Source organism: Paenibacillus validus NBRC 15382, assembly GCF_004000985.1.
GTDB lineage: Bacteria > Bacillota > Bacilli > Paenibacillales > NBRC-103111 > Paenibacillus_G > Paenibacillus_G validus.
The window spans coordinates 1-26712 of the sequence record NZ_BIMH01000035.1; the positions used below are offsets into that span (position 1 = coordinate 1).

21 protein-coding genes are annotated in these 26712 nt (G+C 54.3%); 16 read left to right on the plus strand and 5 right to left on the minus strand.

Annotated features, from left to right (window positions below; all coding sequences use genetic code 11):
* The 7 genes from PVA01S_RS19215 to gyrA form a co-directional block, all read left to right on the plus strand.
* A partial coding sequence (locus PVA01S_RS19215; protein ID WP_174817601.1) for a dynamin family protein occupies nucleotides 1-1877 on the plus strand: 1877 nt, incomplete at its 5' end.
* Nucleotides 1878-2036: 159 nt separating this feature from the next.
* Nucleotides 2037-3476, plus strand: a complete 1440-nt coding sequence (locus PVA01S_RS19220) for a M23 family metallopeptidase (protein WP_164751900.1) — start codon at nucleotides 2037-2039, stop codon at nucleotides 3474-3476.
* 223 nt (nucleotides 3477-3699) lie between these two features.
* A complete protein-coding gene (locus tag PVA01S_RS19225) occupies nucleotides 3700-4665 on the plus strand; it encodes a GDSL-type esterase/lipase family protein (RefSeq protein WP_127608923.1) in 966 nt (321 codons plus the stop codon).
* Nucleotides 4666-4682: 17 nt separating this feature from the next.
* Nucleotides 4683-5654, plus strand: a complete 972-nt coding sequence (locus PVA01S_RS19230) for an ABC transporter ATP-binding protein (protein ID WP_054798117.1) — start codon at nucleotides 4683-4685, stop codon at nucleotides 5652-5654.
* Nucleotides 5647-6639, plus strand: coding sequence for an ABC transporter permease (locus tag PVA01S_RS19235; protein WP_054798116.1), 993 nt, complete (start codon nucleotides 5647-5649; stop codon nucleotides 6637-6639). The genes PVA01S_RS19230 and PVA01S_RS19235 overlap by 8 nt, the downstream gene beginning before the upstream one ends.
* A gap of 147 nt (nucleotides 6640-6786) precedes the next feature.
* Nucleotides 6787-8760 carry a DNA topoisomerase IV subunit B gene (parE, locus tag PVA01S_RS19240; RefSeq protein WP_127608924.1) on the plus strand — a complete coding sequence of 658 codons (1974 nt, stop codon included), beginning with the start codon at nucleotides 6787-6789 and terminating at the stop codon, nucleotides 8758-8760.
* Between the two features lie 15 nt (nucleotides 8761-8775).
* Entirely contained in the window at nucleotides 8776-11211 is a 2436-nt protein-coding gene (gene gyrA / locus PVA01S_RS19245) for a DNA gyrase subunit A (protein ID WP_127608925.1), read from the plus strand.
* Between the two features lie 4 nt (nucleotides 11212-11215).
* Here gyrA and PVA01S_RS26760 read toward each other — a convergent pair whose 3' ends face one another.
* Complete coding sequence (locus tag PVA01S_RS26760) at nucleotides 11216-11383, minus strand: hypothetical protein (RefSeq protein ID WP_164751901.1); 168 nt, start codon at nucleotides 11381-11383, stop codon at nucleotides 11216-11218.
* Nucleotides 11384-11574: 191 nt separating this feature from the next.
* Here PVA01S_RS26760 and PVA01S_RS19250 point away from each other — a divergent pair, with 191 nt between their 5' ends.
* On the plus strand, nucleotides 11575-11994 hold the full coding sequence (locus PVA01S_RS19250; protein WP_155615343.1) for a MarR family winged helix-turn-helix transcriptional regulator: 420 nt from the start codon (nucleotides 11575-11577) through the stop codon (nucleotides 11992-11994).
* A 127-nt stretch (nucleotides 11995-12121) separates the two neighbouring features.
* Nucleotides 12122-14764 carry a PAS domain S-box protein gene (locus PVA01S_RS19255; protein WP_127608926.1) on the plus strand — a complete coding sequence of 881 codons (2643 nt, stop codon included), beginning with the start codon at nucleotides 12122-12124 and terminating at the stop codon, nucleotides 14762-14764.
* A gap of 56 nt (nucleotides 14765-14820) precedes the next feature.
* Here the strand turns inward: PVA01S_RS19255 and PVA01S_RS19260 are convergent, their stop codons facing one another.
* From PVA01S_RS19260 to PVA01S_RS19270, 3 genes are all read right to left on the minus strand, one after another.
* Nucleotides 14821-15510: an RluA family pseudouridine synthase gene (locus tag PVA01S_RS19260; protein ID WP_127608927.1), complete on the minus strand. Its 690-nt coding sequence runs from the start codon at nucleotides 15508-15510 to the stop codon at nucleotides 14821-14823.
* A gap of 3 nt (nucleotides 15511-15513) precedes the next feature.
* Entirely contained in the window at nucleotides 15514-16377 is an 864-nt protein-coding gene (locus tag PVA01S_RS19265; protein ID WP_054800273.1) for a class I SAM-dependent methyltransferase, read from the minus strand.
* A 315-nt stretch (nucleotides 16378-16692) separates the two neighbouring features.
* Complete coding sequence (locus PVA01S_RS19270; RefSeq protein ID WP_127608928.1) at nucleotides 16693-16908, minus strand: cold-inducible protein YdjO-related protein; 216 nt, start codon at nucleotides 16906-16908, stop codon at nucleotides 16693-16695.
* Nucleotides 16909-17237: 329 nt separating this feature from the next.
* Between PVA01S_RS19270 and glgB the strand changes: the two genes are divergently transcribed.
* The 5 genes from glgB (at nucleotide 17238) to PVA01S_RS19295 (ending at nucleotide 24751) form a co-directional block, all read left to right on the plus strand.
* Nucleotides 17238-19193: a 1,4-alpha-glucan branching protein GlgB gene (glgB, locus tag PVA01S_RS19275; protein WP_174817602.1), complete on the plus strand. Its 1956-nt coding sequence runs from the start codon at nucleotides 17238-17240 to the stop codon at nucleotides 19191-19193.
* Nucleotides 19186-20355 carry a glucose-1-phosphate adenylyltransferase gene (locus PVA01S_RS19280; RefSeq protein ID WP_127608930.1) on the plus strand — a complete coding sequence of 390 codons (1170 nt, stop codon included), beginning with the start codon at nucleotides 19186-19188 and terminating at the stop codon, nucleotides 20353-20355. Before glgB ends, PVA01S_RS19280 begins: the two co-directional genes overlap by 8 nt.
* A 7-nt stretch (nucleotides 20356-20362) precedes the next feature.
* On the plus strand, nucleotides 20363-21472 hold the full coding sequence (gene glgD, locus PVA01S_RS19285) for a glucose-1-phosphate adenylyltransferase subunit GlgD (RefSeq protein ID WP_164751902.1): 1110 nt from the start codon (nucleotides 20363-20365) through the stop codon (nucleotides 21470-21472).
* 74 nt (nucleotides 21473-21546) lie between these two features.
* Entirely contained in the window at nucleotides 21547-22986 is a 1440-nt protein-coding gene (gene glgA / locus PVA01S_RS19290; protein WP_127608931.1) for a glycogen synthase GlgA, read from the plus strand.
* 79 nt (nucleotides 22987-23065) lie between these two features.
* Nucleotides 23066-24751: a GAF domain-containing sensor histidine kinase gene (locus PVA01S_RS19295; protein WP_164751903.1), complete on the plus strand. Its 1686-nt coding sequence runs from the start codon at nucleotides 23066-23068 to the stop codon at nucleotides 24749-24751.
* Between the two features lie 99 nt (nucleotides 24752-24850).
* On the opposite strand, the gene PVA01S_RS19300 is transcribed toward PVA01S_RS19295, so the two are convergent.
* Nucleotides 24851-25060: a hypothetical protein gene (locus PVA01S_RS19300; protein WP_054800488.1), complete on the minus strand. Its 210-nt coding sequence runs from the start codon at nucleotides 25058-25060 to the stop codon at nucleotides 24851-24853.
* Between the two features lie 169 nt (nucleotides 25061-25229).
* Between PVA01S_RS19300 and PVA01S_RS19305 the strand changes: the two genes are divergently transcribed.
* Both PVA01S_RS19305 and efeO read left to right on the plus strand, forming a co-directional pair.
* The gene (locus PVA01S_RS19305; protein ID WP_230876248.1) at nucleotides 25230-25568 is read left to right on the plus strand and encodes a metal-sensitive transcriptional regulator; all 339 of its coding nucleotides are present in this window, start codon (nucleotides 25230-25232) and stop codon (nucleotides 25566-25568) included.
* A gap of 281 nt (nucleotides 25569-25849) precedes the next feature.
* Nucleotides 25850-26710: an iron uptake system protein EfeO gene (gene efeO / locus PVA01S_RS19310; RefSeq protein WP_127608933.1), complete on the plus strand. Its 861-nt coding sequence runs from the start codon at nucleotides 25850-25852 to the stop codon at nucleotides 26708-26710.
* Nucleotides 26711-26712 lie beyond the last annotated feature (2 nt).

The following is a 26712-nucleotide window of genomic DNA, read 5'->3' on the forward strand; positions in this document are numbered from 1 at the left end:
GCGAGACGGCCGAGCGGCTGCGCCTCGCCGCGGGCGAGCTCGCGGACGTTGCGGCGGTGCAGTCGCTGCGCCGTTCGCTGCTGGAGAAGGCGGAGCGGCTTGCCGGCAACCGCTTCACGATCGCGCTGTTCGGGGCTTTCAGCGCAGGCAAATCGTCGTTCGCCAACGCGTTGATCGGCGAACGGGTGCTGCCCGTTTCGCCGAATCCGACGACGGCGGCGATCAACAAAATCATGCCGCCCGATCCGGAAGCGGGCTGGCCGCACGGAACGGCCAAAGTGCGCATGAAGAGCCGCGACCGGCTGATCGCCGACGTGTTGTACTCGCTCGAGGTGCTTGGCGAGAAGGCCGTTACGATCGAACAGGCGCTGCAGGCGATCGGCGGGTTGAAGGCCGACCGGATTCCGGGCAAGGGCAAGCCGCATTATGCGTTTCTCCGTGCCGTTCAGCAGGGCTGGAGCGGCATGAGCGATTTCCTCGGGCAGGAGCTGCGCATCACATCGGATGAATTCGGCGGTTACGCCGCGGACGAATCCAAATCGTGCTTTGTCGAACTCATCGAATTATATTATACGAACCCGTTGACGGAGCAGGGCGTCGTGCTGGTCGATACGCCGGGAGCGGACTCGATCAACGCACGTCATACCGGCGTCGCCTTCGACTATATCAAGAACGCGGACGCGATTCTGTTCGTCACGTATTACAACCATGCGTTCTCCCACGCCGACAAGCAATTTCTGCTGCAGCTCGGCCGGGTCAAGGACAGCTTCGAACTGGATAAAATGTTTTTCATCGTCAACGCCGCCGACCTCGCTTCCTCGGCGGAGGAGCTGGAAGGTGTCGTCGGTCATGTCGAAAGCAATTTGCTTCAACACGGCATTCGCCATCCGCGCATTTATCCGCTCTCCAGTTATTACGCCCTGGAAGGCAAGCAGAACGGCGATCCGCAGACGACGGAGCAATCGGGCATCGTTCGCTTCGAGCGGGACTTCGTCCGCTTCACCTTCGGGGAACTGACCGACATCGCGGTCAGAGCCGGCGAAGCGGACATCCGCCGCGCGGCGGACACGCTGCAGCGCTGGATCAACAGCGCGAAGAGCGATGCGGCCGACCGGGCCAAGCAGGCGGAAGAACTGCGCAGCGCCCTGCGAACGAGCGCCGCCCGGCTGGAGCAGGACGCCGATAAGGCTGACGTCCGGGAGCTCGGCAAGGAAATCGAGGAGCTGCTGTATTATGTCAAGCAGCGATCTTCATACCGTTTCGGCGAATTGTTCAACGTGGCGTTTAACCCTTCGCTGTTCCGTGAAGACCCGCGCGACGCCAAAGTGGTGCTGCAATCGGCTTGGGAAGACCTGCGCCGGATGATCTCCTTCGATTTGTCCCAAGAGATTTTGGCCACGACGCTGCGTATCGAGAACAAGATCAACCGGATGGCGAAGCAGGCGGCTGACTCGTGGACGGAGACGATACGTACGGAAATTCCTTCATTCGAGCCTGCCGATGTGCAGCCGTTCAAGCTGCGTACGCCGGAGTTGACGGACACGCTGCTGGCGGACGAGGTGCAGACGAAGTGGTTGGCGTCCTTCTTCAAGAATGCGAAGCAGTTTTTCGAAGGAGAGGGCAAGTCACAGCTGCGCAAGGAGCTGGAAGCGAAGCTGAACGATCCGATGCGCCGCTTTACGGAAGCGCAAGCCGCCCGGCTGGAGGAGGCTTACGCCGATCAATTGCGCAGCGTCATCGCCGAGCTGGCGGGGCAATGGCGCACGGCGCTTGAAGAGCAGGCCGAAGGGCTGCTTGAGGCGCTCGACATGAAGCTTGACTTGGAAGCGTTGAAAGAAAAGCATAGCCGCCTGCTGCAGTATTTGCCGCCGAGCTAATCCGGGTGGCGGGCCGTCCAAACCTCCGATTTCTAGCCTTACGGCGAAGTCGGGGGTATTTTTTTGTCTTTTTCGACGCAAGGTCTCATATACATGTGGGGATGCGGAGCACACCCGCCCGGGAGCGCGAAGAACGTAAATTTCAGGGAGGTAGAGACGTTGAAGAACTCGACACGTCTGTGGAAGCGTACGTTAGGAACGATTCAATGGGTCACGGCCTTTGCTGTCATTGTCACCGTTGTGCTGTCAGGCCGGTGGTTTATCAAGGCGCAAAGCATTCCGCGCTATGATGTGTTTCTGGACGAACAGCTGATGGGAACCGTCTCGGATCCCGATGTGGTGAAAAGGTGGAAGAACGAACGTTACGAGGAAATGGAACGCCAACAGCCGAATTTACGGGTAACCTCGAATATGGAGAGGCTTCATTTCGTGGGCAACGAAACGTTTCACGGTGTTATCGATAACGAAGCCGTTATTGCCGCGCTGAAAGACAGAATCGTGTTTTATTTCTTTGCTGCGGAAATCCGCATTGACGGCAAATCGGTCGGGGTTGTGAAAGATGTAGCTGCGGCCGCCGAACTGCTGGAGCAGATTAAAGCTCCATTCCTGCCGTCCCCGGACGGGAAGAACAAAAGAGTGCGGGCGTTATCCGCCGAATTCGTCGGATCCTCCCCGGATTCCGCAGTTGCCGCAGCCGAAGCGCGGACAACCGGTACGTTCGTCCAAGACGTCAGCATCAACGAGACGCTCGTCAAGCCCGGGAAGGTCGAGGCTTCCGACGTAGTGAAGGAACGCATATTATCAGGGGCCTACGAAGCGCAAACGTATACGGTGGAGCGCGGCGACTGCTTGTCCTTAATCGCCCAGAAGTTTGCGATCCCGCTCGAGACGCTTCGGGCGAACAATCCGGAAATTAAACGCGATTTGATCCGCGTCGGGCAGAAGCTTGCGATTACAGTGAAACAGCCGCTGCTTACGGTCAAAACGACCGAGCTGCGCACCGAACAGAGGAAGGTGCCCAGCGGCGTCGTTTATGAGAAGGATGACAGCCTGAGGGCCGGCGTCATTCAAATTGTATCGCAAGGCAAGCCCGGGCTTAAGAAGGTGACGGTTCAATCGATCCATGTGAACGGGCGGTTTACGGAACAATCGACCGTAGGCGAGGAGTTGTTGGAAGCGCCGGTGCAAACCGTCGTCAAACAAGGTACGAAAGTGATTGCCGGCGCCGGGTCCGGCAAGTTCGCCATGCCCGTACTGCGGGGCGAAGTGACGAGCCAATTCGGGCTGCGCTGGGGCAAGTCGCACAACGGCACCGATTTTGTGTCCGAGCAGCGGGGGATTATGGCGTCCGACAGCGGCAAGGTCGTTTATGCCGGTTGGAAGAGCGGATATGGCAATTGCATTGTGATCGACCATGGGAACGGGTATGAGACGCTTTACGGACATTTAAGCAAAATCGAAGTCAAGAAGGACGAATTCGTCACCAAAGGCGAAAAAATCGGCGTGATGGGAAGCACCGGAAATTCAACGGGCGTCCATCTGCACTTTGAAATTATTAAGAACGGTTCCCAGCAAAACCCGATGAAATATTTGAGTTGACCCGCAGGACCTCCGCCGCTATAAATCCCCCTTGGGCATGTTAGTTCATTCCGGCCCTATACACCATCCTATATTTCTGCCTGACTTTCTCTGTCCGCACCTTATACAAGTAGTATACAGCATAGGCATAAGTCCGTACATTTGCAAATCGGTCAATGAACGGCTACTCTAAAAAGTATAGTGGATGCTGTGACAAAATTAGACATGGGATCGGGGGAGAAGCATGAGCTCTACACGCTGGTTATGGCGTTCCGTCGGCTTCGGGGCGCTTCTGTCCACAGCGGTATGCGCTGCCGGCTTTGCGTATGCCGTCAATCAAATCATATTCCCGCAAGCGGCTTCAGGGGTAGGCACCGGTTTTGTCGGTACCGTACCTGCACCCGCTGCAAATGAAGGGGCGGCGGCGCCATCCGAACCACAATCCGGTCAAGCCTGGGAAGCGAAAACGCAGATAAGGATCGCAGCGCTCGGCGACTCGTTAACCGCCGGTACGGGGGATATTACGGGCAAAGGGTATGTGCGCAGCGTACGGGACAAGCTGGAGCAGCGACTCGGCAAACCGGTGTACGTTTATAACAATTTTGCGATTCCGGGGTTCCGCACGACCGATTTGTTGAAGGATTGGGAGGCCAAGAAGGACATCGCGAGGTCGATTTCGGAATCGGATCTCGTTCTGCTCACGATCGGCGGGAACGATTTATTTCAAGGCGGCGAAGGCATCTTCAACGCGCCGAACAGCCAAGCCGGCCAAGCCTCCAAGCCTGATGAAGCGAACCCAGGCGAAGGAACGGAGGACCGGACTGCAGCGCCCGTCCCGTCAGGCTCCGACGTTCAGCTGGGTGAAGCGTTCAACCCGCAAGCGGCACTCACGCGGATGCCGGAGGCGCTCCAGCGGCTGGAGCAGATCATCGACCGGGTGAGCAAGGCGAATCCGAATGCGCGCGTCTTGTACGTCGGGCTGTATCATCCTTTTCTCGACATCGATAAAGACCGTGCCGGCGCTCCGATCATCCAGCGCTGGAATACGGCCGCTTTCGAAATCGCAAGCCGTTACCCGAATGTAACGGTCGTTCCGACGTACGATTTATTCGAGCTGCAGGGCTCGAAATATTTATACACCGATCATTTTCATCCGAACCAGCAAGGCTATGAGCGTATTGCCGAGAGGATCGCGGACATTTTACAGTAAACGGGGGAGAGAGGGTCATGGCGGAGCGGACGAGCAAGGGCAGGGACGCCGACATCGTCTTGTCGGTGGAAGGGGTTAAGAAGAAGATCGGGAACAAGCTTATTATCAAAGGCATTTCGTTCGATGTTCGTGCCGGTGAAATCTTCGGTTTCTTGGGCCCGAACGGGTCCGGTAAAACGACGACGATCCGGATGCTGGTCGGTTTAATCAAGCCGACGGCAGGCGAGATTCACATCTGCGGGTACAACGTGCTCAAGCAGCACGAGGAAGCGCTGCAGTACGTCGGCTGTATCGTCGAAAATCCGGAGCTGTACCCGTATTTAAGCGGTTGGGAGAACCTGGAGCATTTCGCCCGCATGCTTCCCGGGGTGACGGAGAAGCGCATCCGCGAGGTAGTGGAGATCGTCGGCATGGACGCGCGCATCCGCGACAAGGTGAAGACATACTCGCTCGGCATGCGGCAGCGGCTCGGTATTGCGCAGGCGCTGTTGAACGATCCGAAGCTGCTCATCCTGGACGAGCCGACGAACGGTCTCGATCCGCAAGGCATCAAGGAGCTGCGCGAATTTATTCGCCGCCTCGCCCGGACGGGACTAAGCGTGTTCGTGTCGAGCCACCTGCTGAGCGAAATTCAGCAGCTGTGCGACCGCGTTGCGATTATAAGCCACGGCGAGGTGCTGCAGGTTGGCGAAGTGTCTTCGCTCGTCGACGAATCGGCGAGCAGGGTCGTCTGGAGCGTGCGGCCGGCCGGCAAGGCGCTGCAGGTGCTGGAGCCGCACGGCGCGGGTACGGACACGCCGGGTCTGAGCGCAGATGCGGGTTCGGACGAGCAGCCGGCGAGGATCGCCATGCAGATGAACCCGGACGATATCCCGCTGTTGTCCAAGCGTCTGATTGAAGCGGGGGTTGAGCTGCACGGCATCGAAATCAAGCTTCCGACGCTGGAAGATTTATTCTTGAAAGTGACGGAGGGTGAGCGCATTGGCTAGCTTGTACGGGCTTGTGATGAACGAAAGCATCAAGATGGTCAAAAAGAAACGGCTGCTCGTCGTGCTGCTCATCCTCGCGGCGATCATTCCGATGTTCACCTACGCCCAGATGAAAGTGGCGCAAAACAATCAGAAGCAGTTCGGCACGACCGACTGGCGCGTGGAGCAGCGTCAGAAGGTGCGCGATTACACGCAAAGGCTCGGCAGCGCGAGACTTCCGGAGGAGTGGAAGCAGCGTTTGCAGGTTGAAGTGAAGCTTGCCCAATACTATTTGGATAAAGATGTGAATCCCGCTTCGCCGAACGGGGTAACCTTTACAGTAACGTTCGTTCAAAACGCCGTCGGCTTGTTTATTCCGCTGATGGTCATGGTCATCGCCGCCGATATCGTCTCCGGCGAGCATACGAGCGGGACGATCAAGCTGCTGCTGACGCGGCCGGTGCCCAGGTGGCGGGTGCTTCTCAGCAAGCTGATCACGCTCATCTTGTTCACTTCCGTCGTCGTCGTGGCCACAGCGCTGCTCAGCTACTTGATCTCGGGGCTCTTCTTCGGTTACGGGGGATGGGATATGCCGCGGCTGCTCGGCTTCTCGGTGACGGGAACGGACGTCGATTTCTCCCGCGTTCGCGTGGTGGAGCAGTGGTTTTACCTGCTGCTTGAGCTGGGGCTCGTCTGGTTTGCGGCCGTTGCCGTGGCGATCATGACGATGATGATTTCCGTGCTCGTCCGCAGCACGGCGGCGGGTATGGGCATCATGCTGGCGGTGCTAATTTCCGGCACGATCTTGACAAGCATGGTCTCCTCGTGGGAGACGGCGAAATATTTATTTATGGTCAATCTTGACCTGACGGATTACTTGACCGGCGGTCTTCCACCCATCAAAGGGATGGACCTGCCGTTTTCGTTAACGGTGCTCAGTGTCTGGGTCGCGTTGTCGATCCTCGTATCATTTGCCGTTTTCACGAAAAAAGATGTGTTGAACTAATCCGTTCAAATGTTATAATGCATGTTAGCTGAAAGCATACTTGGACGATTTGGCAGAAATGGACAAGCGGTCCAAGTTCGTCACCTTCGGCTAATGAAAACTCAGCGAAACTTTGATTTCTCGTGCTGTGTTGTTTGGGAGGCTGCGATGACGGAACAACTCGATTTGTTTGGAAATACAACGGCGGCGCCTGCGGATTACGGGGCGGACGATATTCAGGTGCTCGAAGGACTCGTTGCGGTGCGCAAGCGCCCGGGGATGTATATCGGCAGCACCACGACGTCCGGTCTGCATCATCTGATCTGGGAGATCGTGGATAACGCGGTGGACGAGCACTTGGCCAAGCACTGCTCGCAAATCGATGTGATCATACATAAGGACCAATCGGTGACGGTGCAGGATAACGGCCGAGGCATCCCGACCGGTATGCACAAAACGGGCATTCCGACACCGCAGGTGGTGTTTACAATTTTGCATGCGGGCGGTAAATTCGGCGGCGGCGGATACAAGAAATCCGGCGGCTTGCACGGCGTCGGCGCATCCGTGACGAACGCGCTGTCCGAATGGCTCGAAGTGGAAATTTACCGCGAGGGCAAAGTGCACCGCCAGCGGTTTGAATATTGGGTTGACGATACCGGGAAAGAGCATGTCGGCGAGCCCGTAACCGGTCTTGAAGTGATCGGCAATACGCGCAAAACCGGCACGAAAGTGACGTTCAAGCCCGATAAGCGGGTATTTCAGGGCGGCACGACGATCAATTACGATACGTTATCTGAACGTTTGCAGGAGATCGCGTTCCTGAACTCGGGTCTGAAAGTAACGGTGAACGACCTGCGCAACAATAAAGAGGACGTATTTCAATACGAGGGCGGCGCGAGTCAGTTCGTCCAGTTTTTGAACGAAGAGAAGAACGTGCTGCACGACGTCATTCATTTTATGGGGGAACGCGACGAGATCGAGGTCGAAGTAGCGCTGCAGTACAACGACGGCTACACGGAGACGCTCGCTTCGTTCGTCAACTCGATTCCGACGCGCGGCGGGGGTACTCACGAAACCGGATTCAAGACGGCGTATACGCGCGTTATGAACGATTACGCGCGGAAAGCTGGACTGCTCAAGGAGAAGGAGAAAAATCTCGACGGTCAGGATTTGCGCGAGGGACTGATGGCAGTCATCAACATCAAGATGGGCGAGGTCGAATTCGTCGGACAGACGAAAGATCAGCTCGGCAGCGCCTCGGCGCGAAGCGCGGTCGACGCGGTCGTGTCCGATAAGATGGCTGTGTTTCTCGAGGAAAACCCGCAGGTCGCGCAAATGATCATGAAGAAGGCTATCCAGTCGGCCCGTGCGCGCGAGGCGGCCCGTAAGGCGCGGGAGGAAGTGCGCAGCGGCAGGAAGGGCAAGAGCGAGAGCTCGAACCTCGGCGGCAAGCTGACGCCCGCGCAGTCCAAAGATTATACCCGCAACGAGCTGTTTATCGTCGAAGGGGATTCGGCAGGCGGTTCGGCCAAGCAAGGACGCGATTCGAAGCATCAGGCGATTTTGCCGCTCAAGGGCAAGCCGATGAATCCCGAGAAGGCGAAGCTGGCCGACATCATGAAGAACGACGAGTACAAGGCGATTATCGCCGCTATCGGCGCGGGTGTCGGACCGGAATTCGAAGTTTCCGAAAGCAATTATGCCAAAATCATCATCATGACCGACGCCGACACCGACGGCGCGCACATTCAAGTGCTGCTGCTTACGTTTTTCTACCGTTACATGAAGCCGTTGATCGACGCCGGCAAGGTGTATATTGCCCAGCCTCCGCTGTTCAAAGTGACCAAGAAATCGGGTAAATCCAGCGAAGTGCGTTACGCCTGGACGGACGAGCAGCTGCAAGCGCTCATGAAGGAGCTCGGCAAGAGCGTTGAGATTCAGCGGTATAAAGGACTCGGCGAGATGAACCCGGATCAGCTGTGGGAAACGACGATGGATCCGGCGACCCGCACGCTTCTTCAGGTGCAGATCGAGGATGCGGCCAAAGCCGAGAGACGGGTGTCTACGCTCATGGGCGACAAGGTCGATCCGCGCAAACGCTGGATTATCGAGAACGTCGACTTCACGGAATATGAAGAATAAACGGGGGGCAGCAAGTTGAGCATACTTGAGAACTTTTTGCCGGCCTTTCTCGAAGAGGTTGTCGGCGACCGCTTCGGCCGGTATTCCAAATATATTATTCAAGACCGCGCCATACCCGACGTACGCGACGGCCTGAAACCGGTGCAGCGGCGGATTTTATATGCGATGTACGATGCCGGCAACACGCCGGATAAGACATACCGCAAGTCCGCCAAGACGGTCGGGGATGTGATGGGCAACTATCATCCGCACGGCGACTCGTCCATTTACGACGGGATGGTGCGGATGGCACAGCCTTGGAAGATGGGGCATGTGCTCGTAGACGGCCACGGCAACTGGGGCTCGATGGACGACGACCCGGCGGCCGCGATGCGGTATACGGAAGCCCGGCTGTCGCAGATCGCCATGGAGCTGCTGCGGGACATCGATAAGCGGACCGTGCTGTTCAAAGACAATTTCGACAACACGACGAAGGAGCCGGTCGTGCTGCCTTCGCGTTATCCGAATTTGCTTGTTAACGGCGTCAGCGGTATTTCCTCGGGCTTCGCCACGGAAATTCCGACGCATAACCTGAGGGAAGTCATTAACGGCTGCATCTCGCTGATCGACCGCCCGGACAGTACGCTGGAGGAGCTTATGATGTTCGTCCAAGGTCCGGACTTTCCGACCGGAGGCATCATTATGGGCTCGGAAGGCATACGCGAAGCGTACCGTACGGGCCGCGGCCGCATTTATGTGCGGGCAAAGACAGCGATCGAGGAGCTGCGCGGCGGCAAGCAGCAAATCATCATTACGGAGATTCCGTATCAAGTGGTGAAGTCCCGGCTCGTGACCGCGATGGAAAATATACGGCTGGAGAAAAAGATCGAGGGCATCGCCGAGGTGCGCGATGAAAGCGGCCGCGAAGGCATGAAAATCGTCGTGGAGCTGAAGAAGGATGCCGATGCGCAGGGGATTTTGGCGTATTTGCTGAAGAAAACGGATCTGCAGATCACGTATAACTTCAACATGGTCGCGATCGTGAACAAAACGCCGAAGCAGCTCGGTTTGCTGGATATGCTCCAGGCGTATATCGAGCATCAGAAGGAAGTTGTTACCCACCGCACCAAGTATGAGCTGGAGAAGGCCGAGGACCGCGGGCACGTGCTGGAAGGCCTCGTGAAAGCATTGAATATACTGGACGAAGTGATTGCCGCGATCAAGGCTTCCAAGAACCGCCAAGACGCGCAGAACAACTTGGTCTGGATGTTCGGTTTCACCGAGCGGCAAGCGGACGCCATTCTTACGCTGCAGCTGTACCGATTGACAAATCTGGAGATCCATTCGCTTGAGAAAGAGCTGAAGGAAGTTCAGAAGACGATCGCTTACCTGCAGAGCATTCTGGGCAGCGAGAAAAAGCTGCTGGGCGTTATCAAGGACGAACTCTCGCAAATTCGCGATAAATACGGCATCGACCGGCGTTCGGTCATTCAGGACGAGGTTGAAGAGCTGAAGGTCAATCTCGAAGTCATGGTAACGGCGGAAGACGTGTTCGTTACGCTGTCCAGAGACGGGTATATTAAACGGACGGGCAAGCTTTCGTTTATCCGCTCGGGCGGCGAGATCGATAAGACGGGCTTGAAGGAAGGCGATTATCTCCGGCATTTGTTCGACGTGAACACGCTGGAAAATCTGCTCATTTTCACGCAAAGAGGGCAGTACTTCCTGCTTCCCGTCCATCAGATTCCGGAGTACAAATGGAAGGAAAACGGAACGGCGATCGTCAACGTCATTCCGATCCCGAAGGACGACCGAATCGTGAACGTGATTCCGTTGAAAGATTTCGACGAGCCCGGGAAGTCGCTGCTGTTCTTTACGCGCAAAGGCCAGGTCAAACGTACGGAATTAAAGGATTACGCGACCAACCGCTCGAGCGGAATCGTGGCGTGCAAGGTCGGCGAACAGGACGGGCTGTTGAACGTGCTGCTCAGTACGGGAACGAAGGACGTCCTGCTGATTACGAAGCAGGGAATGGCCATTCGCTTCAAAGAAGAGGAAGTAAACCCGATGGGCCGGGCGGCTGCGGGCGTTCGCGGCATCGCGTTGAAGGAAGACGACGAAGTGGTTGCGGCCGATTTGGTGGAAGGCGATGAAGGCGAAGTGGTGGTTGTGACAGAGCTTGCGTACGCCAAACGCTCGCTCGTCGCCGATTATCCGGTTCAAGGACGCGGGGGCAAGGGGATTCTCACCTTCGAGTTCAAAGAAGGCAAGCGTGTGAAACCGAACGGTTCCATGCTGCTCGGCGCGTTTACAGTAAAAGAACCGTTCGACTTGACCGCTATTCTAAACTCGGGGGAGAAAGCGACTTTCTCCACGGAGCAAACGCCGATCGATGAGCGAAAGTCGTCAGGGAAGCAGATGATCGCGCTGGACAAGAAAGATTGGATCGTCGATCTGCTAAAAATTACGTGACGGATTAATCGTAACTCGAGTACGTCGGTTCCACCCGTTCCAACAATTCAAGCATCAGCTCCAACACGGCCCACACCGGCATCGGATCGTCCAAGCGATCCAGCCAGTGTGGGTCTTTAATGATGCCTTTATGCAAAGCGATTTCTCCAATTTTTGTTTTCCAGTCCTCCATAATGTTCCTCCTTGCTACAAGGATTGACAAGCTGCCCCTATGGGCGATCGCCCTCTGCTGCATGATATGTTGAAGCCCGTCAAATGGTACCCGAATTTATCGTTTCATGTCATAAAATATTTAGGTGATTAACCTTTTATTGGACAGGAAGAGATGTTATAATAAGGAAAACGATAGGATTCTCGGGAGTGATGGTAGTGATAACTCAAGAATTCGCCAAACTATGGTGGAAATTGTCCAAAGACCTCCGCACGCATATGGAAACAGAGCTGGCGCCTTCGCTGACAGAAGGTCAATTAACCGTGCTCGAGCTGCTGCAGGTCGCCGGTAAGACGAAGATGAAGCCGTCCGATTTTATCGATTATTTGGCCACGACGCCTGCGGCGATTACAACGCTACTGGATCGGATGGAGAAGAGCGGCTTGATCGCCCGCGAGCGGGACGAGAAAGACCGGCGCATTGTTTGGGTAATCTTAACGGAGCACGGACGGACGGAGTGTGAACGCGGCGTGCAAGTCCGCGAACAGTTTCTGCAGCAATATTTAAGCCGGATTTCATCGCACAATCAGCAACTGCTCGTGTATTTGCTCGGTAAAGTGGCGAACGCCTAACAGTTGTGCCCTTGTATATATACGAATGCCGAATACGAAGTAGACCTCCCGTGCCGACATGGCGAGGAGGTCTACTTCGTATTCGGCCTGAATATAACGTACTACATTTGAACGGGAGGATCTTTGTATGCGGAACATACAACTGGATCACCATACTTATTTTGAGCAAGCATACACCTTTGCTCCAATCGGCATCGCCTTGGTGTCCATGGACGGAACATGGATTAAGGTGAATCCCGCTTTATGCAAAATTATGGGTTATTCGGAAAAAGAATTGCTTGAGCTTACCATTAGGGACATCACCCACCCGGATGATTTGCAAAGGACGGACGATTTCATCGATGAGCTGCTGGACGGGGGCTCATCCAATCGCGAAATGGAAAAAAGGTATGTCCAAAAAAACGGCAGCGAGCTCTGGACGTCCCTGCATGTTTCGCTTGTTCGCGAAGAACCGCATGGAACTCCCCTCTATTTCATTTCCCATATTATTGACATTACTGAGAAAAAAGCTGCCGAACAGAAATTGCTTGCAACAGAGGAATTGTACAATCTGATAACGAAACATGCATTAGACATTATATCGTACAACACGCCGGATGGAATAACCCGATATATTTCCCCCTCCATTCGCGAAATACTAGGTTACGAGCCGGAAGAGGTTATTGGAAAAAGCAGCCCTGCCTTTTATCATCCTGACGACCTGGAAAAATTGCGGACGATGTCTCTATCCGATAACGATGTCATTACCTACCGGGTGCGTCATAAAAACGGCAGCTATATCTGGTTTGAATCCACGCTTAGAACGATCAGGAATGAGCACGGCCAAATCGAAAAAATTTTGGGGATTGCCCGCGATATAACAGAACGAAAGAGAAACGAGGATAATCTTGCCGAGGTACAGCGCATTGCGCTGGTGGGAAGCTGGGAATGGAATATCTCCTGCAATAAACTTTCATTATCGGATCAAGCTTATGAAATATTCAGCCTGAACAAAAATGAACTTCTTCCAAGCGATGTTGCGTCTCTGATTCATCCGGACGATCGGCAGCGGTTTGCAGCTTGCATGGAACAAGCCTTCCAAGGTCATGATTTCAGCTCGGAATTTCGTCAATTGAACCCTGGCGGCTCGACCAAATATTTGCATATTCGCGTATCTGTTTCATTTGATGATCACGGTCGTCCCCTGATCGTAAAAGGAATTATCCAGGATATTACCGAACGTAAAACTATCGAATTAAAACTGCAAGAGACCATTGAACGATATACCTCATTAAAAAAATATAACCACGATGCTGTCATTTCATTTGATTTGAACGGCAAGATCACGAACACAAATGTAAGGGCCGAACAGCTGACCGGCTATAGTGTTCATGAGATGATCGGCATGAAGATTGCAGCCTTCATTGGGGTCCGCAATCTGGAAAGAATATTGTTAGATTCCGCTAACCATACATTCGCAGAAAAACACATTGATAAATTCAAACATAAAGCCGGTCATGTCGTGGAGCTGATAACAACCATTGCCCCCATCATCATCAATCGGGAAACCGTTGGCTATTATATTATTGCCAAGGATATAACCGAACAGAAAAAGCTGTTAATCGCAAAGGAAGCGGCGGAAAGCACGAATAAAGCAAAGAGCGAGTTTTTAGCTATGATGAGTCACGAAATCCGCACGCCCATGAACGGTGTTATCGGGATGACAGACCTGCTTATAGAAACGACGGATCTCGACGCTCAACAACAAGAGTATGTCGAAATCATAAGCAAATGCGGACATACACTTCTAGCCCTGATCAACGATATTCTGGACTTCTCCAAAATTGAAGCCGGCAAGACGGAACTGGCGGAAGAGCCTTTTAGTGTGCAGGACAATATTTCCGAGACGCTTGACGTCCTGCTTTCAAAAGCGCTTGCAAAAAATTTGGAATCGACTGTATTCATCGATCCCCAAGTTCCTCAAACCGTTATCGGAGATTCGAACAGGCTGAGGCAAGTGCTGTTGAATTTGATCAGCAATGCCATCAAGTTCACGTATAGCGGCGGAATCACCATCTCCGTGAAGAAAGTAATGGAAGCCCGGAATCAGGTGCAGCTTCAATTTATGATTAGGGACACCGGAATCGGCATACCGGAAGATAAGATCCATCGGTTGTTTGAGCCCTTTTACCAGATAGATCACTTCTTGAACCGCAAACCGGAAGGAACCGGGTTAGGCCTGGCGATTAGCAAGAGGCTCGTCGATCTGATGGGCGGGGAAATATGGATTGAGCCTACGCATGGACCCGGGGCAACCTTTGTATTTACGGTTATGGTTAAGGCGGAAGGCGATAAGGAGTCGCTGCAGCAGCATCCGTCTATAGAGGAGGATAATTATGTTCGACAGCCTCTGAACATTTTAATTGCAGAAGACAACGTCATCAATCAGCTGGTCCTGCAAAGGATTCTGGAAAGTCTCGGTTATCGCGCCAGCATTGTTGAGAATGGCGAAGAGGCGATCCAGGCTGTCGCCCGCGAGACCTATGATCTTATTTTTATGGACATTCAAATGCCTGTGATGAGCGGTCTGGAAGCCACAAAATCGATAAAAGCATCGCTGCCGCCGGAACGATGCCCTTACATTATCGCCGTAACCGCCAATGCGCTGAATGGCGATCGCGAACAATGTTTAGCCGCTGGCATGGATGAATACATAAGTAAGCCCATTAAATGTGAGGTTGTCTCGAATCTGATGGAACAATTCTATAAAAATAAACACATACCTCGTTAGGTATGTGTTTATTTTTCAGGGGTCAGAACCGCGAGCGGAGCGGCGCAGACATCGAGCTACCGTTGCTCCCACAGCAGCCACGGATAGGCTGTCGGCGGCTGCGAATGAAAGCGCAGCGCCTCTTTCGTTACCGGGTGCTCGAACGCAAGGCTTACCGACCAGAGCGCGATCTGCTGGCCGGGGACTGCCGAAGCGCCGCCGTAGCGCTGGTCGCCGACCAAGGGGCAGCCGATTGAAGCGAACTGCACCCGAATTTGGTGCGGCCGGCCGGTATGCAGCTCGATCTCGAGGAGCGACAGGCCGTCTTGAGAGCCGACGATCCGGTAATCGAGAATCGCCTCTTTGGCGCCTTCCTTGTCGGCCGGTACGACCTTAACCATATTCGTGCGTGAATCTTTCAGCAGATGGTGGCGCAGCGTTCCGCTTGGTTCCTTCGGTTTGCCGTTCACGACGGCGCGATACTGCTTGCGAATCGTCCGCGTCCGTACCGCATCGGATAGCCGGGAGGCGGCTTTCGACGTCTTGGCGAACACCATCACTCCGCCTACGGGACGATCAAGCCGCTGCACCAGACCGAGATACACGTTGCCCGGCTTTCGGTGCCGGACCTTCAGGTCCGCTTTAATCAAGCTTAGCAAATCCGGATCCCGCGAATCGTCTTCCTGTGTCGGCACGTTCGGCGGTTTGATGACGACAATCACATGATTGTCTTCATATAACACGGGGATAGAGGGAACACCGGCCATTCGTTAAGCCTCCCAGCGTCCCAGAATGCCGCACGGCAGCATCAGCTTGGAAGCGGTAATCGGAAGTCCGATCTCGCCGCAGGTGATCGTGCCGCCGTACCGGCGTCCAAGCGATAGCGACAGCACATTCTTGAGCACGGACGCCGAGATGCCGGTCGTATACGAATTGATCAGCATAAACAACGGCTTGTCCGTTAAGATGCTCATGCAAGATTCAACGAACGGATACAAGTTGGTTTCCAGTTTCCACGTTTCGCCGTTCGGGCCGCGTCCGTAGGAAGGCGGGTCCATAATGATCGCATCGTATTTACTTCCGCGGCGCTGCTCCCGCTGCACGAACTTGAATACATCGTCGGTGATGAAGCGTACCGGGCGGTCGCCGAGGCCGGACAGCTGCAGGTTTTCCTTGGCCCACTGGACGACGCCCTTGGAAGCGTCCACGTGGCAAACCTCGGCTCCGGCCGCCGCGCAGGCAACCGAGGCGCCGCCGGTGTAGGCGAACAGGTTCAACACGCGGATCGGACGGCCTGCGCCGCGAATTTTATCCATCATCCACGCCCAGTTGACCGCTTGTTCCGGGAACAGTCCGGTATGTTTGAAGCCGGTCGGCTTGATGTGGAAAGAGAGGTTGCGATACGAGATCGTCCACCGCTCCGGAATTTGCTTCTTGTACTCCCATTGGCCGCCGCCGCTCGAGCTCCGGTGATAATGCGCGTCCGCTTGGCGCCACTCGCCCGTTTCTTTGATCAGAGGCCAAATGATTTGCGGGTCAGGCCTGCGCAGAACGACCGTCCCCCAGCGCTCCAGCTTTTCTCCGTCTCCGGTATCGATCACTTCGTAATCTTTCCAATCTTGAGCTGCATACATGCGTCTTCGTCCATCCTTTGCGTTCTCATATGTATGGCAAGTTTCAGGTCATGCGTCAACCGCTGCGAAGCTTGCGCCATTCTATCTATTTTACATGAAGGAGAGACGCAATTCCACTCGAATAGCCCTCTTGGGCAGAGGAAATACTGAAGGGGATCATCGAATCGAAGGGAGGCAAACAGGTATGTCTCGTGACAACGCCAATAACAATGGTAAAAAGTCCCAACCAGGCAACAACCAGGACTCCGAAGTAGCGGAATCAAGCAACAAATCGAAGAACAAATAAATAAGGCTGGTTCCCGGTCTTCCCGTCAACTAAGGGGAGACCTTTTTTGATTTTCTGGGTTTTTTAATCGCCACCGCCGGTAAATGTTTATAGCTTCGAATCGTCTCTCCTTTGCAAATCGGGCAAGGAGGGTAAGTGCCGGTCGCGAAATCTTCCCGAACCCAGGCTTTACAGGAGGCATCCCTGCATTTCCAAATCACGGTCGGTTTGAGTTCCGGTTTCTGTTCGTTGTTCTGCTGCATCATGTTGTGACACCTCCTCTCCAAACCTCTGTATTTTAACCGAGGTTGGATGGTTTATGCCAGTACCTGCGCGAAAAAAATCGCAAGAAAAACAGCCGAAACCCAACAACGGGTTTCTTCACGCCAACTATGACGGTTTTCGTCGTTTGTCCGCCGTTCGTCATCCATCGGGCAGCCCGTCCCCATCCTCCAACACCGCTCCTCCATTCCCGCTATTCGCCATCCGGCAGGGACTCGAAACAATTTCTAGAAGATTTTTACTAAACGGAAAGGATTTTCTAGCTGTCATGTAGTATTTGTGTAATAGTGACAGAATACTTTATTTGAGGGGGATGTCTACTTTGAACACCGCAATCCCCGGTCCGGAGGACTTGTATCTGTTTCATGAAGGCAACTTGCATCGGAGCTACAAGCTTCTCGGCGCTCATGTCACGCAATGGGACGGAACCGTCGGCGTCCGTTTTGCCGTATGGGCCCCTCACGCGAGTGAAGTTCGCGTTGTCGGCGACTTTAATGAGTGGGACGGAACCAGACATCCGATGCATAAGGTGAGCACTTGGGGCGTCTGGTCGACGTTCATTGCCGGGGTCAGACCCGGCGAGTATTACAAGTACGAAATCCTTACCCCCGACGGGACGCTCCTGTATAAAGCCGATCCGTACGCTTTTTGGTCCGAGCTGAAGCCGGGCACCGCCTCGCGCGTATTCGATCTGGGCGATTTCGCTTGGTCGGATCAAGCGTGGCAGGACCGGAAGCAGAGCGCTTCCGTCTACGAATCTCCTCTTAACATCTACGAAGTACATCTGGGCACCTGGAAAAAGAAGCCGGACGGCGCCTATTACACGTATCGCGAACTGGCTGATGAGCTCGTCCCGTATGTGAAGGATATGGGGTACACCCATCTGGAGCTGATGCCGCTGGCCGAGCATCCTTACGACCGATCCTGGGGGTATCAGGCTACCGGGTATTATTCGGTTACCAGCCGATTCGGTACGCCGCACGAGTTCATGTATTTCGTCGACTGCTGCCACAACGCCGGTCTCGGCGTCATTATGGACTGGGTGCCGGGCCATTTCGTCAAAGACGAGCACGGGCTTCGCCAGTTCGACGGGCGACCGCTCTTCGAGTACAACGATCCGGGCCTGGCCGAGAAACCGGAATGGGGCACGCTGACCTTCGATTTTTCCAAACGTGAAGTTGTGAATTTTTTAATCTCCAATGCGCTTTTCTGGATGGACGCGTACCATATTGACGGGCTGCGCGTGGATGCGGTCGCAAGCTTGCTTTATCTTAATTTCGGCAAGCCGCGCGATCAGTGGGTGAAGAACGCCCATGGCGGGGACGAGAATCCGGATGCCATCGAATTCTTGAAGAAGCTGAATCATACGGTGTTCAGTTATTATCCGAACGCGCTGATGATGGCGGAAGATTCCACCGCCTGGCCGCTTGTCACCGCTCCGGTGCACGAAGGCGGACTTGGCTTCAATTACAAATGGAACATGGGCTGGATGAACGACATGCTCAAGTATATGGAAACCGATTCGTACTTCCGCGGCGGGAGTCATCGCTTATTGACGTTCAGCTTCATGTACGCCTTCTCCGAAAACTACGTGCTGCCGCTGTCTCATGATGAAGTTGTGCACGGAAAGAAATCGTTATTAAATAAAATGCCCGGGGATTACTGGCAAAAGTTTGCCAATCTTCGCGCCTTATACGGCTACATGATGAGCCATCCCGGCAAAAAGCTGCTGTTCATGGGCGGGGAATTCGGCCAATTCGACGAATGGAAGGATCTCGAGGATCTCGATTGGGAGATGTTGGCTTATGACAGCCATCGCAGCATGCACCGTTATGTACGCGACTTGAATCATCTGTACTTGCGCGAGCCGGCGTTGTGGGAACTCGACCACTCGCCCGATGGGTTCGCCTGGATCGACCCGAACGACGCGGCGCAAAGCGTCACGACGTTTATGCGGAAGTCGCGCAAGCCGGAGGATGCGCTTGTCATCGTGACCAACTTTACGCCGGTGTACCATGCGAAATATCGAATCGGAGTCCCGTTCGCTGGAGAGTATGTCGAGCAATTCAACAGCGATGCCGGCGAATACGGCGGTTCAGGCAAGCTGAACCCCGGCAGGCTGAAGACGGAAGCGTTAGCGTGGCATGGTCATCCGGACAGCCTGCATGTAGCGCTGCCTCCGCTGGCCACGGTCATTTTCAAACCGATCAAGATTGTCAATCGTAAAGCAACGAATGCGAAGCGGGGAAGGGGTCAAACCGATGCGTAAAAAAGAATGTGTAGCCATGCTGCTTGCAGGAGGCGAAGGAAGACGGTTGGGCGTGCTGACGACACAGTTGGCCAAACCGGCGGTGCATTTCGGAGGCAAGTACCGCATCATCGATTTCACGCTAAGCAACTGCACGAACTCGGGAATCGATACCGTGGGCGTGCTTACGCAATATCAACCGCTCGTACTGAATACGTACATCGGCATCGGCACGCCGTGGGACTTGGACCGTAAGCACGGCGGGGTAACCGTCCTGCCTCCGTATATGGAGCAAAGCGGCGGGGATTGGTATAAAGGAACGGCCAATGCCATCTACCGGAATATTCCGTTCATCGATCAATACGACCCGGAATATGTGCTCGTCATTTCCGGCGACCACATCTACAAGATGGATTACGACCTGATGCTCGACTTCCACAAGAGCAAGGACGCGGACGCAAGCATCGCCGTCATTGAAGTGAAATGGGAAGAAACGAGCCGGTTCGGCATCATGAGCACCGATGCGGAGCAGCGGATTACCGAATTCGCCGAGAAGCCGAAGGAAGCGAAGAGCAACCTGGCTTCGATGGGCATTTACATATTTAACTGGCAGGTGCTTAAGTCTTACTTGATCAAAGACGAAGTGGATCCGGAGTCAAGCAAAGACTTCGGCAAAGATTTGATACCGGCGATGCTGCGGGATCAACAGAAGATGTTCGCTTACCCGTTCGACGGGTATTGGAAGGACGTCGGCACGATTCAAAGCTTGTGGGAAGCGAATATGGATTTGCTTGAGGATGAGCCCGAGTTTAATCTGAACGATCGCGAATGGCGCTTCTACTCGGTCAATCCGTACCAGCCGGGACAGTACATCGCGCCGACCGCACAGGTCAGACGCTCGCTCGTCAACGAAGGCTGCGCGGTGTTCGGGGAAGTCGATCACTCTGTTTTGTTCTATGGCGTTCAGGTGGGCGAAGGCAGCCTTGTCCGCGATTCGGTTATTATGCCGAACGTGAAGATCGGCAGCAATGTGAGTATCCACAAAGCGATTATTGGCGAAGGAACGGTCATCGAGGACGGTGCGGTCGTCGGCAGTCCGGAGGGGCAAGGCGACGAATCCATCGTATTAATCGGCAGCAACGAGTACATTGGCAAAAACACTTCGTTCTCGGTGAAAGGATGACGGGCGTATGAAACGTTTGATGGGCGTAATCAACTTGGTGAACGAACCGGATGAACTGGAGGAGCTGACTTACTCGCGCTGCGTCGCATCGGTACCGTTCGGCTCCCGCTATCGCATGATCGATTTTGCCTTGTCCAATATGGTCAATTCCGGCATAGGCAACGTTGCGGTGTTCACGCAGCACAAGTTCCGGTCGCTGATGGACCATCTCGGCTCCGGCAAGGAATGGGATTTGGACCGCAAACGCGGCGGTTTGTTCATTCTCCCCGCGGTTTTGCACGAGACGACCGGTATGGCGCGCGGCGATTTGTTCCAATTTTACAACCATCGCGATTATTTCTACCGCGGACGCGAGGAATATGTGCTCATCACCCGCTCTCATATGGTGTGCAATATCGATTTTAACGAAGTGCTCGATTACCATTTGGAAAAAAATGCGGACATTACCGTTGTCTATAAGAAAGCGGAAGAAACCGAATACGCCAAATTCCGCCGGATGGCCGTCAAGGATGACGGAAAAGTCACGCTGATGGAGGACCAGTCCGGGCGGCTGCGCACCGACAACATCTCCATGGAGATGTACATCATGAGCAAGGAGCTGCTGCTCGATATGGTGGAATCTTGCCTGGCGCAAGGCTACGATCATCTCGTGCGCGACGGCATTATGAAAAATATCGATAAACTAAGCGTTTACGCGTATCACCATCAAGGGTATACAGGTATTGTGAATACGATCCAAAGCTATTACAAGCACAGCATGCAGCTGCTCAACCCGAAGGTGTGGCGAGAGTTGTTCTTCCAGCGCAATCTCATTTATACGAAGGTGAAGGACGAACCGCCGGCACGGTATGCCGAGAACGCCCACGCCCGTAACGCTTTGATCGCTAACGGATGCATGATCGAAGGGAAGGTAGAGAACAGTATCTTGTTCCGCGGGGTGAAGATTCGCAAAGGCGCCTACGTGAAAAACAGTATTATCCTGCAAAACTGCGAAATTGAAGAGAACGTCATCATCGAGAACGCTATCCTCGACAAGGACGTGTTCATCAATCGCGGCCGCGTGCTTACCGGAGACAAACAAGCACCGTTTATCGCTTCCAAAACCAAAGTGATTTAATAAATCGGCGCGTCCGGCCTTTGCAACCGAGCGCACGGCCGGATGCGCTCTATATAAAGGAGTGGTAGGAAGCCATGAAAGTGTTATTTGCAGCCTCTGAAGCCGTCCCCTTTGTCAAAACGGGAGGACTCGCCGACGTGATCGGCTCGCTCCCCAAAGCGCTCGTCAAGCAGGGTGCGGATGTTCGCGTCATTTTACCCAAATACGAAGACATTCCGGCCAAGTACGTCGAACGGATGGAGCAAGTGGCCTCCTTCGACCTTCAGATGGGGTGGAGAAAGCAGTACTGCGGCATCTTGAAGCTGGTGCACGAGGGTATCGTCTTTTATTTTGTCGATAACGAATATTACTATCGCCGCAGAGGCTGCTACGGTTACGGGGACGACGCCGAACGTTACGCGTTCTTCTGTCGCGCTGTTCTGGACGCGATGCCGCACATCGGCTTCATACCGGATTTGATCCATTGCCACGACTGGCAGACCGGCATGATTCCGGTCTTGTATCGGGCTCATTTCAGCTACCAGCCCCCGTACGCGCACATCAAAACGATCATTACGATTCACAACCTCAAGTATCAGGGCGTCTTCGACAAGGAGGCGTTCAAGGACTACTTCGCGCTCGGCGACGAGCATCTGCACGGTTATGCGCTGGAGCTGCACGGCGGAGCCAGCTTTCTGAAGGGCGGGCTGCTTTACTCCGATTATATGACAACAGTAAGCCCGACCTACGCGGAGGAGATTCAAACGCCTTATTACGGCGAATGTCTCGACGGTCTGCTGCGCAGCCAAAATCACCGGTTGCAAGGCATTATCAACGGGCTGGATTACGAAGAGTTCGATCCGATGGCCGATCCAAACCTCGAGGTCCGATACCGCGACTCCTACCCGAAAAAACAGCAAAACAAGCTGAAGCTGCAGGAACGGCTTGGCCTGCCCGTCAACAAAGAGGTGCCGTTAATCGCGCTCGTTACGCGCTTGGTCGATCAGAAGGGGCTCTCTTTGATCGACCGCGTCATCGCGGAACTGATGCAGCTTGACGCGCAATGGGTCATCGTCGGAACGGGCGAACCGCGCTTCGAGGAGCTGTTCCGGTGGGCGGCTGCCGCAAATCCGGACAAGCTGTCGGCGCAAATATTGTTCGACGAGTCGCTTGCACGGCAAGTGTATGCGGCCTCCGATATGTTCCTGATGCCTTCGTTATTCGAGCCCTGCGGCATCGGCCAGCTGATCGCGATGCGTTACCGCAGCGTGCCGATCGTACGGGAGACGGGCGGCTTGAAGGATACGGTGAGCCCGTATAACGAAGAGACCGGACAAGGCACGGGCTTCACGTTCACCAACTACAACGCGCATGACATGCTGTATACGATCGACCGTGCGGTCAGGTTGTATCGGCAGCCGGACGTGTGGGCGAATTTGCTGGCGAATATAAAGAAGAAAGATTTCAGCTGGCGCAAGTCGGCCCAGCAATATATCGATTTGTACGAATCGTTAATTCCATCCGTGAAAGTGTAATCCCTCGATCAACGATCAACGACCAATGTCCGCATGGACATTGGTTTTTTGTGCATGGATGAAGGAGCTGGACCGCATTGTGTCGAATAATATCAAGACTACATTTCAAGTCGAGGGTGCGTGGGCGAGGGTGCGGTTGAACATCGTAAAGTTCTCGGATGAAGACGAGCGACGAAGACTTCAGGAGCTGTATGCTTTAGATATCGTGGATACGCCCGGCGAGCCGGCCTTCGATCGGATTACTCGATTGGTTGCGGACGTGTTCCAGGTGCCGACCTGTTTAATTACGCTGGTTACCGAAGACCGGCAATGGTTCAAGTCGTGCTTCGGGCTTCAGGAAGAATTAGAGCGTTCCCGCTCGACGGAGCGGGAAGCCGCCATCTGTCAATATGTGGTCGCGGAACGGGAACCGGTCGTTGTGACGGATGCCCGTCTGGACGAGCGGTTCGCGGACAACCGGTTCGTACGCCAAGAGAACGGGATCCGCTTCTATGCCGGGGTCCCGATCCAGACATCGAAGGGGAACATTCTCGGCTCACTGTGCATCATCGATACGGAGCCGCGAACGATCGGAGAGCGCGAATTGGCCCGGCTTGTCGAGTTTGGCCGTTGGGTCGTGACCGAAATCGAGCTTCGCCGGGACTTGCGGGAAAAGGAATTACTAGCCGAACGACTGCAGCAGGTGATCGCGAAGAGCGAGTCTCAAGCGGTATTGATCCGACAAGCGTTTGAGTCGGGCTTGGAGGGAAGGCTGCTGTGCGACGGGAGCGGCCGTATCGTACTGCATAACGAAAAGCTGGTGGAATGGTTTCGCGTTCAACCGGCCCATTATCCGGATGTCAGAGCTTTCGCCGAGCACCTGCTGCAAAGCGGCGAGGCTCGTTCCCCCCAGCTGCTTGAACGTCTTGAGCAACTGTTAAACGGACATGTGGAGCTGTTCGCCGAACGTCTTGATTACCGGTTGAAGGACGGCGAGCGCCGTGTCTATGAGGTGACGGGATATGTCATCGGCTTAACGGAAACCTCGCCGCAGCACTATTACATCGGCATTCGCGATCGGACGGACGAGGAGAAAATCGATCGGATGAAAAGCGAGTTTATGAGCGTCGTTTCGCACGAACTGCGGACACCGTTGACTAGCATCATGGGTTTCGCGGAAATCATCAAGGAACGGAATCCGGAGGCGGACAAGAGGCATAGCTATTTGCAAACGATACACCGGGAAGCGAAGCGGCTTACGTTATTGTTGAACGATCTGCTGGATCTGCAGCGGATGGAGGCGGGGCAGCAAAGTTATTCGTTCTCGCCAACGGACATGCGCAGCCTTGCGGCCGAGGCCGTCGAAGGCTGGAAGGAGCATGCGACGCACCGCATCCTGCTGCAAGCCGGCCCGAACCCGTTGCTTGTCTATGCGGATCCGGAACGGATGAAGCAGGCGCTTGTTCATTTGATCAGCAATGCGGTGAAATACTCGCCGGAGTCGGATCGGGTCGAAGTGAAGCTGATGGAAGAGGATGGAAGGATTCACGTTACGGTTCGCGATTACGGGCTGGGTATTCCGGAGCGGGCAAGGGAGAAGCTTTTCACTAAATTTTACCGCGTCGACAATTCGGATCGCCGTAAAATGGGGGGGACCGGACTCGGTCTTGCCGTTGTGAAACAAATCGTCACCGCGCACGGCGGCTCCATTCATTATGTATCGGAGGTTGGTCAAGGCTCTTCATTCACGCTTGCGATGGAGAAGTATGCAATACCCTCCCCCTGAATTTCAGCAAACCGTCCGAAAGACGGCTGCCGGGAGGGTGTGCAGGAATTCAGGACCATCTATAAATCGGTGGGTTCATCCGGTTTGGAGGCGCTGCATCTATGCTTCGTCGTAGTACATCACTTCTTGGTTGAATGTGCGATTGATGGTTAGGAACGTATGCATCAGTTCGAATAACTCCGATTGGCTCAGCTCCAGCGCCTTCGGCGACGCCGCAGCCGCTTCCTCCCTGATGCGTAAGCGGACGGCCTTGTCTCCGGAGTTGATTTGAATTTCCAATTGCTGCATTTTTAATACGCTTTCCCACATAACGGTATCACCTGTCCCTTATTGTTATTCGGTCGTCCTGTTTACGGACGCGAGATTAAGTATATGCGAGGATCGGATTGAATATGACAACTCTTTCCCGTATCACGGGAGGGACGCTTCAAATTCGATTCGGGAGCGGTTATAATGAAGGTTGATAGGAGGAATGGCCATGGAGACGCAAGACCAGAACGGATGTCATACGGAGAACGGGAGCGCCGATGCCGGAAGCGAACGCAAGAGCCACCACTCCGATAAAATGAAAAGCAACCTCGTCACCCGGCTCAACCGGATCGAAGGCCAAATTCGCGGCGTTCGCGGGATGATCGAGAAAGATACATACTGCGACGACGTGTTGAACCAGATCGCGGCCATTCAATCGGCGTTGAACGGCGTAGGAAAGTTGCTCCTGGAAGGGCATATGAAAAGCTGCGTAGTCGAACGGATTCAGTCGGGCGACCGGGAGGTCATCGACGAAATTCTCGTCACGATGAACAAGCTGCTGAAGTAGCTGCGCCGGGTTGACGACAATCGAAATTCTTAGAAGTCCGCATGGGTTGCCGCGGGCTTTTTTGATTTGCAGCGCAAGAGGTGCTCCTGGTTCAGTCGCGGCTGTCATAGCAAGAGAGGGGATAATGGGCGCCTCCACCAATCATGCAACCTTGACCTTGCTTGTGGCAAATAATTGAACATTCAATAGTTTAGCATTAAACAACTTGCCAGCCCCAGTATTCTATGATATTTTATTTTGAGAATAATTATCATTATCATATGTGGGGGGGTTATGAGGTTATGAATCATAAAGGCTGTATACTTTCATCCGTTTTACTAGGGTCAGCGCTTCTGTTCGGCGGGTGCGCTGCCCAAACAACGCCTGCGGCGACGCAAGGGACGGAAGCGAAGAAGCCCGCCGATGCCGCAGACAACGCCGCACTGAAGCAAGCCGCCGAAACTTACCGCAAATACGTCATTGAGCAGTGCGACTTATTCGTGAAATCTACGGGCGAATTCGCAGCCGCTGTCAAAGCGGGCGACGTGGCCAAGAGCCAGACGCTCTACGCGCCTACCCGCATGTTCTACGAGCGGATCGAACCGATCGCGGAATCGCTCGGGGAGCTGGATCCTAACTTGGATGCACGCGAAGGGGACGTCGACGAGAAGGAATGGAGAGGGTTCCATCGGATCGAAAAAGCGTTATGGACAGACAAGACGACCAAGGGACAGGAGATCTACGCCGACCAATTGCTGAGCGACAGCAAGCTGCTGCGGGCTAAAGTGGAGAATGTGGAGATTGATACGTCAATGCTCGTAACCGGTGCGGTCGAGCTCTTGAATGAAGTGTCCTCCTCTAAAGTGACGGGCGAGGAAGAGCGGTATTCGCACACGGACTTATACGATTTTGCCGCGAACGTTGAGGGGGCGAATAAAATTTTTGACATCCTTAAGCCGGAAGTGGAGAAAAAGGATGGCGTACTTGCAAAGCAAATCGCCGACCGGTTCAACGATTTAAGCACCGCGTTGGCACCTTATAAAAAAGGCGACGGGTATGTGCTGTATACGGAATTGACGCCGGATCAGACAAAAAAGCTTAGCCAGGCACTCGATGCGCTCGCCGAGCCGCTGTCCCAGATGGGCAAAGTACTGGAGGGCTAAGA

Excerpts from the sequence above, each read along its gene's own strand:
- PVA01S_RS19225 (WP_127608923.1), top strand. The coding sequence starts at position 3,700 with ATGAGCTCTACACGCTGGTTATGGCGTTCCGTCGGCTTCGGGGCGCTT.
- PVA01S_RS19230 (WP_054798117.1), top strand. The coding sequence starts at position 4,683 with ATGGCGGAGCGGACGAGCAAGGGCAGGGACGCCGACATCGTCTTGTCG.
- parE (WP_127608924.1), top strand. The coding sequence starts at position 6,787 with ATGACGGAACAACTCGATTTGTTTGGAAATACAACGGCGGCGCCTGCG.
- PVA01S_RS26760 (WP_164751901.1), bottom strand. The coding sequence starts at position 11,383 with ATGGAGGACTGGAAAACAAAAATTGGAGAAATCGCTTTGCATAAAGGC.
- PVA01S_RS19250 (WP_155615343.1), top strand. The coding sequence starts at position 11,575 with ATGGTAGTGATAACTCAAGAATTCGCCAAACTATGGTGGAAATTGTCC.
- PVA01S_RS19255 (WP_127608926.1), top strand. The coding sequence starts at position 12,122 with ATGCGGAACATACAACTGGATCACCATACTTATTTTGAGCAAGCATAC.
- PVA01S_RS19260 (WP_127608927.1), bottom strand. The coding sequence starts at position 15,510 with ATGGCCGGTGTTCCCTCTATCCCCGTGTTATATGAAGACAATCATGTG.
- PVA01S_RS19265 (WP_054800273.1), bottom strand. The coding sequence starts at position 16,377 with ATGTATGCAGCTCAAGATTGGAAAGATTACGAAGTGATCGATACCGGA.
- PVA01S_RS19270 (WP_127608928.1), bottom strand. The coding sequence starts at position 16,908 with ATGATGCAGCAGAACAACGAACAGAAACCGGAACTCAAACCGACCGTG.
- glgB (WP_174817602.1), top strand. The coding sequence starts at position 17,238 with ATGTCTACTTTGAACACCGCAATCCCCGGTCCGGAGGACTTGTATCTG.
- PVA01S_RS19280 (WP_127608930.1), top strand. The coding sequence starts at position 19,186 with ATGCGTAAAAAAGAATGTGTAGCCATGCTGCTTGCAGGAGGCGAAGGA.
- glgD (WP_164751902.1), top strand. The coding sequence starts at position 20,363 with ATGAAACGTTTGATGGGCGTAATCAACTTGGTGAACGAACCGGATGAA.
- glgA (WP_127608931.1), top strand. The coding sequence starts at position 21,547 with ATGAAAGTGTTATTTGCAGCCTCTGAAGCCGTCCCCTTTGTCAAAACG.
- PVA01S_RS19300 (WP_054800488.1), bottom strand. The coding sequence starts at position 25,060 with ATGTGGGAAAGCGTATTAAAAATGCAGCAATTGGAAATTCAAATCAAC.
- PVA01S_RS19305 (WP_230876248.1), top strand. The coding sequence starts at position 25,230 with ATGGAGACGCAAGACCAGAACGGATGTCATACGGAGAACGGGAGCGCC.
- efeO (WP_127608933.1), top strand. The coding sequence starts at position 25,850 with ATGAATCATAAAGGCTGTATACTTTCATCCGTTTTACTAGGGTCAGCG.